The organism is Rickettsia lanei, assembly GCF_056242675.1.
On the sequence record NZ_CP172233.1, the window covers coordinates 25,001 to 36,594 of the forward strand.

The following is an 11,594-nucleotide window of genomic DNA, read 5'->3' on the forward strand; positions in this document are numbered from 1 at the left end:
TGGGCTACTTTTTTTGCAACATCCGACCAAGCCATAGCCCTCTGTGCTATAACTAAATCACGCTGCTGGCGAGAAAGCTGCTTAATCATTCTATTAAATGCCACATAAAGCGTGCCTATTTCGTCTTTATCTACTTCATTTTCAGGCACTTGTACTGTTAAATCGCCGTCTTTAACGTTATCGGTTGCAGTAACTAATTTTTTAATAGGTTTTACTATTTTAGCAGTAAATATAACCCCGAAACTTATAGCTACAAAAAGAAGTAATAAGGCAATAAAGATAAACATTATAGAGAACTTAATCTGTATATTATCTATTTCATTTTTAAGGCTATTATACTCGGCAGCTGCTCCGTTAGTTGCATCTACATGGTCGATAATTTTATTATCTACTAATCTACCAACTAATAAATACACATCATTATACTCTTTTAATTTAATCAGCATTCTTATTTTGGTTGGATCGGATTTTACTTCCACCAGTTCACCTAAATCCGCTTTTTTTATTAAATGTGCAGGGATAGTTGCAAATGATAATGAAAAACTTAAATAACTATTAGCTACTATAGTATTAGTAGATTTGTTTAAAACTATAGCCTCATCAAGCGAACGCATCTCTGCTTCAGTATTAAGTGTTTTAGTAAATAAAGCGGGATTGTGAATTAAATCGTAATACATATCGCTTAAATCTTCAGCAACGGCTAAAGCCGTTTCTTTTAGCTGTAATTTATGCTCGGCAATATAAGATTCTGCAACTATCACGGATTGATCAAGAACCGTAGAAATCTTCTTATCAAACCAAGCTTGAACACTAAGATTAAAAAAATAAACAGAAAATACCGAAACAATTATAGTTGGAATAGCTGCAACTAAACTAAAGGCAATTACAATACGATTTTGTAATTTAGAACTATCGTTATTATTATTTTTAGTAAAAAATTTTTGAGTTAGTAAAACACCTAAAATTAACAAAATTGCTAAATCAACTAATAAAAATCCAATAATCGTACTAAAATTCTTTGATTCTAAAGATATCACATAAAAAGTAGCACAAGCAAAAATAATAGCTGCTGTTGCTAAAATAAAAATTAGTACTCTACTAGAAAAATAAGAATGTAAATTTTGTTTAAGATAACTAAGCATAGATACTGTTTATATGACTATAACAGTTCTTTATAACATAAAAAAAAAGCTAATTGAAAATATTTCAAGTTTTAAGTGCCTTATTGTCATTTCTGCAAAAGCGGGGTGTTGTTGCATTGATTGTTTTTATGTCATTCCCGCGGAAGCGGGAATCCAGTCAAACATATAAAAACTTGTTTTTTTATTATATTTATTTCATCAAATACATAAAATTTTGTATGGCTATTTTTTGGATTCCTGCTTTCCCAGGAATGACATCTTGAACGTTCACACATGGTCAAACAACTAGATGACAATAAAAAAAGCTAGAAATAATTAATATTTCTAGCTTTATATTTAGTATGAAAATTGTTTGAAATTTTATTCATCAAACATTTTTTTACGAGCACATTTTCTCTGTCTTCTTGCTGCTTCTTGTGCTTTACGCACACGCTTCGCTGAAGGTGTTTCATAATAACGCTGTTCTTTCATCTTACGAAAATAAAGCTCTCTTTGTAGCTTTTTCTTAAGATTCTTAAGCGTATTATCACAATTACCGGCGTGAACATTTACTAGTATCACTAAAATTACTCTCCTTAAAAGATATTGTGGTTTATTGAACTATACCCTATAATTCAGTTATATGTCAAGGTTAAAAATATGAGCATTCAAGAAGAACACCATATCAAAAAAATAAGCTTCGTGCAATCTTTATTAGAATTATTACCGTTTCATGAATGGAATAATAAACTACTCGAAGAAGCAGAAGAAAAATGCGGTTTTGCAAAAGGCTATAGCTTAATAGTTTTTCCAGAAGGTTTATCCGAAATAGTAGGATTCGTGGAAGAGTATTTAGATAAAATTATGCTAGAAAGCTTAAAGATAATAGCAGAACCATCAAAAATAAGAGAAAAAATATCTTTGGCCGTAAAGACTAGAGTCAAAACCGTACTTCCTATTATTCATAGTAAGAATGCCGCTTATTTTGCATTAAACCCAATACAAGGAACTGAAGTTGCATTCCGTAGTTGTGATGCTATTTGGCGTTATGCCGGTGATAAATCTTTTGATTTTAACTATTATACCAAAAGAAGCTTATTGCTCTCGGTTTATGTTTCATCTATTCTTGTTTATATCCAAGACGAATCGGAAAATTATATTGAAACCGATAAATTGATTGAGACTGCCGTAGAAAATATAGTAAAAACTTTCTCACAGATGAAAAAATTACTCGCTCCTTCAAAGATCCCCATAGTTAGAATGTTTACGTAGATATGCTTAATGGGTAATATTAACTCCATATCAAATATAAAAATGCTATTGAAACTTATAAATAAAGTTAATAATGAATTACATTTAATCACTTGTCATAAGACTGTAAAAGAAGCTCAAGCATTGTTTAAACAACATGGTTCTAAATCAGAATCATTTGTTGATGCATTTTTAAAACAAAAATATCAAGAAGCGAATAAAGAAAATTCTAAATTTTAACTTGTAACCCAATAATGTCTTCTCATAACAATAATTCTTGATTCTTCTTCCTTGATGGCTTTACTTGCGGAAGAAAAAGGACAAGAAAAAATTATCCGATATATACAGCAGACAAAGCTTGGGCTAGCTTACAATTAAGTTGCAATATTGTTTTGATTCGCTAATTCACATAATATGAAAACTCAATTTAAAAAAGAATGTTCTAATAAAGAACATGATAGAACATTAGTTAATAATCAAGTTATCCCTATAAGTTATTTCGGTGAAAATTCAAAAACACTAAAATACTGTTCTCTGAATAATGTAGAGATTCAAGAGAAGATAAATGATGACAAATATTATTCTTATAAAACAGAAAAGAAATATGTAGGTTTAAAAGAAATCGCCTATACCACAAAGAACAACAATATTTAGAAAAAGAGCTTATGGAAGAAACTAAACAAATCGAGCCGAAGCCAATATATACTTATCCACCTAGGAAAAAATTAAAAACTTATGATGATATTTCTTTAGCAAAACCAATTTACATATCCAACTATTAAATTATAACGTATGTATAAGGCAAATTAAGGGCTATGAGCCAATTTATAAAAAAGCATGGATAGAGAAAGAGATTCAAGTGAAAAAATTTAACGAAGTGAAATATAATGAAGATATTAATAGTATAAAGATAACAATAAAGAATTTAATATTTAAAATCTGTGATTTGCTAGCTTTTATAAAAACTATTAATTTAGAGCAAAAACAAAAGCTCCTACTAAATTTAAGTAATAAAGTAGAAAAGTGATGCTAAAGCACAGTGCCTTAGCAATTTAACAAAATATACTAGAGTTGAAGTAATGTTTAAATATTTAAATGAAGAGTGGCAGTATTTAGGATACGAAGCACAAATATTATCCGGCTTATGAAGCTGAAACGATAGGTAGTAACTAATAGTGAAATGAATTGAGTTAGACAAAATTTCTATATCATCTTTTAATCTGTAATACACCTTATTACTTTCTTAAATACCTTAAAAATTCTTGTATTATGACCTCTCTTGCATATAATGAAGATATTTTTAAAAATAATTTCTAAAATAATGACAAATATTAAATATTATCCTGAAGTTAGCTCGAATGCTGATTTTGCAGACTTAGAGCGAGAGATACTAAAATTTTGGCAAGACAATAATATATTCCAAAAATCTATTGATGATAGGAACGGAGAGTCAGAATTTATTTTTTATGACGGCCCGCCTTTTGCAAACGGTTTGCCGCATTACGGTCATTTGCTTACCGGCTTTATTAAAGACGTATATGCTAGATACCAAACCGTAAAAGGTAAGAAAGTCGAGCGTCGCTTTGGTTGGGACTGTCACGGTCTTCCTGCTGAAATGCAATCAGAGACAGAACTTGGCATTTCAGGACGTCTTGCAATAGCTAATTTTGGTATAGAGAAGTTTAATGCACATTGCAGAGCTTCGGTAATGAAATATGCTAATGATTGGGAAGAATATGTAACTCGTCAAGCAAGATGGGTGGATTTTAAAAATTCTTATAAAACGATGGATAAGAATTTTATGGAATCCGTACTTTGGGCATTTAAGGAGTTATATAATAAGGGGTTATTGTATGAATCTATGCGGGTAATGCCTTATTCTTGGGCATGCGAAACACCGCTTTCTAATTTTGAAACAAGACTTGATAATTCTTATCGTGAGCGAGCCGATAAAGCTGTAACGGTGAGTTTTGTACTATCTCATCCCGTGGCTACGACCAAAGGATCTTTTAAAGAATACCGTATACTCGCTTGGACGACAACACCTTGGACATTGCCATCAAATTTAGCCTTAGCAGTCGGTAGTGATATAGATTATGCATTAGTCCCTAAAAATGATGTTTGTTATATAATAGCTGCCTATGCCGTCTCTAAATATGCTAAAGAATTAGGACTTAGCGGTGAAGAAAATTTTGAGATAATTAAAGGCTCAGAACTTCAAGGATTGAACTATAAATCTTTATTCGACTATTTCGAGAATCATCCAAACAGCTTCAAGATATTTGCAGGCGATTTCGTGGTTGAGGGTGATGGCACGGGAGTCGTACATATGGCTCCAGGCTTTGGTGAAGATGACCAAATACTTTGTGAATCGAAAGGTATTGAGCTTGTTTGTCCTGTTGATAATAGCGGTAAATTCACTAAAGAAATTCCTGATTTAGAGGGCTTACAAGTATTTGATGCAAATGACAAAATAATAATCAAACTGAAAGAGCAAGGAAATTGGCTAAAAACCGAGCAGTATATTCATAATTATCCTCATTGCTGGCGAACAGATACGCCTCTTATATATAAGGCTGTGCCATCATGGTACGTAAAGGTTACGCAATTTAAAGATAGAATGGTAGAGTTAAATCAGCAAATTAACTGGATACCTTTCCATGTTAAAGATAATTTATTTGGTAAGTGGCTTGAAAATGCCCGTGATTGGTCGATAAGCCGTAAGAGATTCTGGGGAACGCCGCTGCCTGTATGGAAGTCCGATGATCCAAAATATCCACGCATAGACGTTTACGGCTCTATAGAGGAATTAGAGAAAGATTTTGGTGTTAAAGTTACTGATTTACATCGTCCGTTTATCGATGAACTGACAAGACCAAATCCCGACGATCCAACCGGTAAATCAACAATGCGTAGAATAGAAGACGTGTTTGATTGCTGGTTTGAAAGCGGTTCAATGCCATATGGGCAAGCCCATTACCCTTTTGAAAATAAAGAGTGGTTTGAGGATCATTTTCCGGCTGATTTTATAGTTGAGTATTCAGCTCAAACACGCGGATGGTTTTATACTTTAATGGTGCTATCTACCGCTTTATTTGATCGCCCACCATTTTTAAATTGTATATGCCACGGCGTAATTTTAGACTCTACAGGTCAAAAACTTTCAAAGCGTCTTAATAACTATGCCGATCCGCTGGAGCTATTTGATAAATACGGCTCTGACGCTTTAAGAGTTACAATGTTATCTTCAAACGTTGTTAAAGGTCAGGAACTATTAATTGATAAAGACGGCAAAATGGTATTTGATACGCTTCGTCTATTTATCAAACCTATATGGAATGCTTACCATTTCTTTACGATGTATGCTAATGCCGATTCGCTTAAAGGCAAGCTTAATTTTAGCTCTAAAAACGTACTTGATGTTTATATATTATCTAAGCTTAAAATAGCCGTACAAAAAATTGAAGAGAGCTTAGATAATTTCGATACGCAAACAGCTTATCATGCAGTTTCAGAATTTTTTGAAGTTTTGAATAACTGGTATATAAGACGAAGCCGAGCTAGATTTTGGAAAAGCGAAAAAGATACAGATAAGCAAAATGCTTATAATACTCTATATTCATGTTTAGACACCATGGCTATTGCGATGTCAGCACTAGTGCCTATGATTTCGGAAGCGATATATAAGGGATTACGTCATTGTGAGGAGCGTAACGACACGGCACTCTCAGGCAAATCAAACGTCATTGCGAGGAAAGACATAAGTCTTGACAAAGCAATTTCAGGAGTATCTCATAAGATTGCCATGGCACTTTCAGTGCCTCGCAATGACGCGATTAGCGTACATCTCTGCAACTACCCTACTCTCTCAGACTTTGAAATAAATCACGAGCTGGTTGCTACTATGGATAACGTGCTTGATATTTGCAGTAATAGCCTATTTATTCGAAGCACTGAAAATATCAGGGTAAGGCAGCCACTTGCTAGCATAGCTATTATCAGTAAACATAATAACAACCTCAAAGATTTTGAAGATTTAATTAAAGATGAAATTAATGTTAAGGCGGTAATTTATCGTGACGATCTAGAGAATTACGCAAGCAAAAAACTATCGATTAATTTCCCAATGCTTGGTAAACGTTTGCCGCATAAAATGAAAGAGATTATAGCCGCTTCTAAAAAAGGTGAGTGGGAAGCTATCACAGGCGGTTTAGCTATATGCGGTGAAACCTTAAATAGTGACGAATATAAGCTAGTTTTAGAGCCGTATTCACATATCAAAGGAGCAGCAAGTTTTGAGAATAATAGTAGCTTGTTAATACTTGATTTAGAGCTAACACCTGAGTTAATAGAAGAAGGATACGCAAGAGACATTGTACGCTTTATACAACAGGCTCGAAAAGATGCCGATTTCTCTATCACTGACAGGATTTTAATTGAGATAATAAGCGAGTTTAATTTATCTAAGATAATTGATAATTATGGAGACTTTATTAAAGAACAAACTTTAGGCGAGTTTGCTAAAAATTTCACGCCTGATTATGTAAGTAAAGTAGCATTAGAGAACCATCAAATACAACTTAAAGTTAAGAAATCGTAAATTATTTTACTATCAATTAAGATGTTGATAATTTACTTAGATTAATCTATAGTACGCACGCTATAAATTAATTTAAGGTAAATTATCATGCACAACTCCTCCACAGCTCCAGGGGGTTCTCAAATTAAAAGAACTACTAAGCCGGGGAACTACTAAAACAGAAAATGTAATAACTCTAGGGTATTTAAAACAATATTTTGATGCGTTTCATCATAAAGACGGGACAGCATTAAATATTATAGCTAGCTTAGGTGATCCGAATTTAAATACAATAAATCTCATGGAAGACATTATATCGCAAGGTGTAAAATAAATACAAAGCATTAGAAATAGAAAAGCAATTGCAAAGTATCTTTTATCTAAAAATGCTAATCTAGATGTAGCTCTAGAAGTAGCAATAATATACGGTAATTTAAATGCGGTAAAAACATTATTAGATGCAGGGGTAACGATTAACAGCAATACAGATGTATCACCTTTAATGCTTGCATCAGAGTATGGGCGCAGGTCACAATAGTAAAATATTTACTTAAACACGGTAACTATAATGTTAAAGGATGGGAAAAAGATAACTTACATAGCGATGTATCGTGTCAACTCACTCAAATCACTGAGATTTCTACACAGAATCTAATATATCAAGCAAATTCTAATAATACCTGCCCTCTTATAACATTATCCTTTTCATTAACAAAAATTTTAGCTATTTTTCCATCTCTTTCGGCAAGAATCAGGTTTTCCATTTTCATAGCAGTTAAAATCATAATTTCTTGTCCTGCCGTCACTTCCTGCCCTTCTTTCACCTTTATCGCAGCAATCTGACCGCTTAGAGGAGCTTGTAGTTCGGAGCTTTCTTCTACCACTACTTTTGAAACCATCAACGCTTCAAGTTCTGAGATACGAGGAGAGCGTACAAAGGCTTTTACGCTAATACCGGCATGCGATAATAAATAACCGGTTCTGATATTCTCAATTTTCACATTTGTTTTTTTACCGTTAATTATAGCCGTAAAAAGTTCATTACCTAAATTCCAGTTACTACGAATATATATTCTATCGCTTTCGTGACGTATATTATAGCCGTTTTCAACAGGTGTAATTAATACGGGAAATAGTTTATCATCGATAGTTACTACCCACCTTGTACCTATTTTGTTAGCCTGATTGTTAATATTGCCGGAAATTAAAGAAGCACGTCTTTGCTCCGATATATAAATAAAAATAGCCGTTGCTAAAAATACGGTAGTTACTTCTGAAGTTAGACTAGCTCCGGAAAAACCGTCAGGATATTCTTCTTGAATAAAGGCAGTAGAAATATCGCCGCTCACAAAGCGTGGATGTAGCATTACCGCTTCTAAGAAACTGATATTATGAGCAATACCGTTAATTATATAAGAACTCAAAGCAGAATGCATTAGCTCAATTGCCTGCTCTCTTGTTTCACCGTAAGTACATAATTTTGCAATCATTGAGTCATAAAACATACTTACTTCGCCGCCAAGCCCAATCCCTGTATCTATACGGATATTAGGACTCTTTGCAGGTTCGGAATAAGCTATAATTCTACCGCTAGAAGGTAAGAAACCTCGGCTTGGGTTTTCGGCACAAATTCGTGATTCAAATGCCCAACCTTTTAATTTTACGTCATCTTGTGTAAATGATAATTTCTCGCCGGCTGCGATTTGTATCATCTCTTCAACTATATCTATACCGGTAATTAGCTCAGTAACAGGATGCTCGACTTGCAACCTAGTATTCATCTCTAAAAAATAGAAATTTTTATTGCTATCTACTATAAACTCAACGGTACCGGCCGAATAATATCCTACTTTTTGAGATAAGGATATTACCTGCCGATACATTTCTTGCCTTATATCTTCAGTAATAAAAGAACTTGGTGCTTCTTCGATTACTTTTTGATGGTGACGCTGTATTGAACATTCCCGCTCTCCGAGACATACACTATTACCGTATTGATCGGCAATCAGCTGAATTTCGATATGACGGGGAGTTTGAATTAACTTCTCAATAAATAATCTATCGTCACTAAAACTATTGGCTGCTTCAAGCTTTGCCGACTCAAAAGCATTGGCCATTTCAGCGGGATTATTCACTACTCTCATACCACGCCCACCGCCGCCGGCAGCCGCTTTTACTATTACCGGAAAACCAATCTCTTTAGCAAAATCTATAGCTTGTTTAACATCGTTTATAGTTCCCATATAACCTGGCACGGTGCTAACTCCGGCTTCTATCGCTATCTTTTTTGCTTCGATTTTATCGCCCATTTTTTTAATAGTTCCAGCACTCGGTCCTATTAAAACAACACCTTCTCTTTTAAGAATATTGGCAAAATTTGGATTTTCTGATAAAAAACCGTAACCTGGATGTACTGCACTTGCGCCACTTTCACGAATCGCCGAAATAATATTTTTAATAGATAAATAACTTTCCGTTGCAGGGGAATCACCTATATAATAAGCCTCATCTGCATGCTGCACATACATTGAGTTTGTATCTGCTTCAGAATATACTGCAACCGACTTTATCCCCATCTTTTTTAAGGTACGTATTATCCTAACGGCGATCTCGCTACGATTAGCAATTAAAATTTTATCAAATAACGGTTTATTCATAGTTTTTTATATCCTCATGTCACCCCGTGGCTTGACCACGGGGTCTTGTGTCACAGACTGTATTCTGAGATCCCGTGGTCACGCCACGGGATGACAGCTAAAGCGGCAAATTATCATGCTTCTTCCAAGGCAGTTCTACTTTTTTAGTACGCAGGAAATTTAACGCCTTACATATTCGCCATCTGGTATTTTGCGGTCTTATAATATCATCCAAATATCCCCTAGATGCCGCAACAAAAGGCGAAGTTACTACTTTTCTATATTCATCGATTTTTTGTTTTTTAGCTTCAGGATTTTTACATTCTTCCTTAAATATTATCTCGGCTGCTCCCTCTGCCCCCATAACAGCGATTTCCGAATTAAACCAAGCATAGTTTATATCGCCTCTAAGATGCTTGGAGTTCATAACTATATAAGCACCTCCATAAGCCTTACGGGTAATTACAGTAATCTTCGGCACTGTAGCTTCCGCATAAGCGTATAACAGTTTAGCCCCGTGTTTAATAATACCGTCATGCTCTTGGGATGTACCAGGCAGAAATCCAGGCACATCAACAAGACTTACTATAGGAATATTGAAAGCATCACAAAATCTAACAAATCTTGCTGCTTTTCTTGAGGCGTTTATATCTAAACATCCTGCTAAATGCAAAGGCTGATTAGCCACAAATCCTACCGGATAACCTTCCATATAACCAAAGCCAATAATGATATTCTTAGCAAAATCAGGTTGTAGTTCAAAAAATTCTCCCTCATCAACGATACGCTCAACAAGCTCTTTCATATCATAAGGTTTATTAGGAGTGTTAGGTATTAACGTGCTAAGAGACATATCAACTCTATCGGCAGGATCAACAGTCGAACGAACAGGAAGAGGACTACGATTGGATGACGGAAGGAAATTAAAGAATTTACGAATTTCAAGCAATGCTTCTATATCATTGTTAAATGCAAGATCGGCAACGCCGCTTTTAGTGGTATGCATCCTAGCACCGCCGAGCTTTTCTTGGCTTACTTCTTCACCCGTAACGGTTTTTACTACATCGGGACCAGTTACGAACATATAAGAACTATTCTTAACCATAAATATAAAATCGGTTAAGGCAGGAGAATATACCGCACCACCTGCACAAGGGCCCATAATTAGGGTAATTTGAGGGATGACACCCGACGCTAAAACATTACGCTGAAATAATTCACCGTATCCGGCCAGAGCATCAACCCCTTCTTGAATTCTTGCTCCCCCCGAGTCGTTAATACCGATTACGGGAGCACCGGTTTCTATAGCTTGATCGATAATATCACAGATTTTCTTAGCATGATATTCGCCGAGAGAACCGCCGAGTACGGTAAAATCTTGGCTATAAATAAATACCAACCTACCGTTTATCGTACCGTGTCCTGTTACAACGCCGTCACCTAAAAACTTTTTATCCTGCATCCCAAAATTATCGCATCTATGGGATACAAACATACCTGTTTCGGTAAAGCTATTCGGATCTAATAATACTTCTATGCGCTCTCGTGCAGTTAACTTACCTTTTTGATGTTGTGCGTTGACCCTAGCTTCACCGCCCCCTTGCCTTGCAATATTTCTTCTCTCATCCAGTAACTCAGGAGAGATTATATTACTTTGATTCATAGATTATTTATAGTTTTATTTTCCAAAATATCTATAATATAATATAATAATGCTAATGTGAAAAGATAATTATTTATGTCATCTACCAACTATATCAAAGAAGTACCGAAAAAAGCCAAATCACCGGCTAAATTTGATAATTTATCAACTGCCTTAAAAAAGAATTTACAAAGAAGAAAGAAAGTTAAAACGAAAGATACTACAAGCCAAGCTTTATCTGCATTACAAACAATAGTCAAAAATTACACTGATTCTACGGACGAAAACATTTCTCTTGTAGATGAATTAATAAAATCAAGATGCTTAGACACAGAAAGTAAATAAGCACCACATTTGACATATTA

Annotated in this window: 10 protein-coding genes and 2 pseudogenes (1 of these 12 cut by a window edge); 8 read left to right on the forward strand and 4 right to left on the reverse strand. The window is 34.6% G+C overall.

What is annotated here, in order from left to right; all coding sequences use genetic code 11:
* Positions 1 to 1,142, reverse strand: the 5' portion of a protein-coding gene (locus ACHBLB_RS00155; RefSeq protein WP_475841748.1) for a sensor histidine kinase NtrY-like. The gene continues 658 nt to the left of window position 1, outside the view; the window shows 1,142 of its 1,800 coding nt (coding positions 1–1,142); the start codon lies at positions 1,140 to 1,142; its stop codon lies beyond the left edge, outside the window.
* 360 nt (positions 1,143 to 1,502) lie between these two features.
* On the reverse strand, positions 1,503 to 1,703 hold the full coding sequence (rpsU, locus tag ACHBLB_RS00160; protein ID WP_475841750.1) for a 30S ribosomal protein S21: 201 nt from the start codon (positions 1,701 to 1,703) through the stop codon (positions 1,503 to 1,505).
* 78 nt (positions 1,704 to 1,781) lie between these two features.
* On the opposite strand from rpsU, the gene ACHBLB_RS00165 reads away from it, so the two are divergent.
* From ACHBLB_RS00165 to ACHBLB_RS00195, 7 genes and pseudogenes are all read left to right on the forward strand, one after another.
* Complete coding sequence (locus tag ACHBLB_RS00165; protein WP_475841752.1) at positions 1,782 to 2,393, forward strand: COQ9 family protein; 612 nt, start codon at positions 1,782 to 1,784, stop codon at positions 2,391 to 2,393.
* A gap of 9 nt (positions 2,394 to 2,402) precedes the next feature.
* Positions 2,403 to 2,612, forward strand: a complete 210-nt coding sequence (locus ACHBLB_RS00170; protein ID WP_475841754.1) for a hypothetical protein — start codon at positions 2,403 to 2,405, stop codon at positions 2,610 to 2,612.
* 174 nt (positions 2,613 to 2,786) lie between these two features.
* Positions 2,787 to 3,026 (forward strand): hypothetical protein, encoded by a 240-nt coding sequence (locus tag ACHBLB_RS00175; RefSeq protein WP_475841756.1) that lies wholly within the window; start codon positions 2,787 to 2,789, stop codon positions 3,024 to 3,026.
* Positions 3,027 to 3,231: 205 nt separating this feature from the next.
* On the forward strand, positions 3,232 to 3,399 hold the full coding sequence (locus ACHBLB_RS00180; protein WP_475841758.1) for a hypothetical protein: 168 nt from the start codon (positions 3,232 to 3,234) through the stop codon (positions 3,397 to 3,399).
* Positions 3,400 to 3,693: 294 nt separating this feature from the next.
* Positions 3,694 to 6,972: an isoleucine--tRNA ligase gene (gene ileS, locus ACHBLB_RS00185; RefSeq protein WP_475841760.1), complete on the forward strand. Its 3,279-nt coding sequence runs from the start codon at positions 3,694 to 3,696 to the stop codon at positions 6,970 to 6,972.
* Positions 6,973 to 7,059: 87 nt separating this feature from the next.
* Positions 7,060 to 7,285 (forward strand): annotated as a pseudogene (locus ACHBLB_RS00190) (hypothetical protein).
* Positions 7,286 to 7,312: 27 nt separating this feature from the next.
* Positions 7,313 to 7,417: pseudogene (locus tag ACHBLB_RS00195) on the forward strand (ankyrin repeat domain-containing protein); the annotation flags it as partial.
* Between the two features lie 193 nt (positions 7,418 to 7,610).
* Here ACHBLB_RS00195 and ACHBLB_RS00200 read toward each other — a convergent pair.
* Together ACHBLB_RS00200 and ACHBLB_RS00205 are read right to left on the reverse strand one after the other, a co-directional pair.
* Entirely contained in the window at positions 7,611 to 9,608 is a 1,998-nt protein-coding gene (locus ACHBLB_RS00200) for an acetyl-CoA carboxylase biotin carboxylase subunit (protein WP_016926442.1), read from the reverse strand.
* Positions 9,609 to 9,705: 97 nt separating this feature from the next.
* Positions 9,706 to 11,250, reverse strand: a complete 1,545-nt coding sequence (locus tag ACHBLB_RS00205) for an acyl-CoA carboxylase subunit beta (protein WP_475841762.1) — start codon at positions 11,248 to 11,250, stop codon at positions 9,706 to 9,708.
* A gap of 75 nt (positions 11,251 to 11,325) precedes the next feature.
* Between ACHBLB_RS00205 and ACHBLB_RS00210 the strand changes: the two genes are divergently transcribed.
* Entirely contained in the window at positions 11,326 to 11,574 is a 249-nt protein-coding gene (locus tag ACHBLB_RS00210) for a hypothetical protein (protein ID WP_475841764.1), read from the forward strand.
* Positions 11,575 to 11,594 lie beyond the last annotated feature (20 nt).

What these genes read in the sequence shown, in the direction of transcription:
- ACHBLB_RS00165 (WP_475841752.1), top strand. Translation starts at nt 1,782, where the DNA reads ATGAGCATTCAAGAAGAACACCATATCAAAAAAATAAGCTTCGTGCAA.
- ACHBLB_RS00205 (WP_475841762.1), bottom strand. Translation starts at nt 11,250, where the DNA reads ATGAATCAAAGTAATATAATCTCTCCTGAGTTACTGGATGAGAGAAGA.
- ileS (WP_475841760.1), top strand. Translation starts at nt 3,694, where the DNA reads ATGACAAATATTAAATATTATCCTGAAGTTAGCTCGAATGCTGATTTT.
- ACHBLB_RS00210 (WP_475841764.1), top strand. Translation starts at nt 11,326, where the DNA reads ATGTCATCTACCAACTATATCAAAGAAGTACCGAAAAAAGCCAAATCA.
- ACHBLB_RS00170 (WP_475841754.1), top strand. Translation starts at nt 2,403, where the DNA reads ATGGGTAATATTAACTCCATATCAAATATAAAAATGCTATTGAAACTT.
- ACHBLB_RS00200 (WP_016926442.1), bottom strand. Translation starts at nt 9,608, where the DNA reads ATGAATAAACCGTTATTTGATAAAATTTTAATTGCTAATCGTAGCGAG.
- ACHBLB_RS00175 (WP_475841756.1), top strand. Translation starts at nt 2,787, where the DNA reads ATGAAAACTCAATTTAAAAAAGAATGTTCTAATAAAGAACATGATAGA.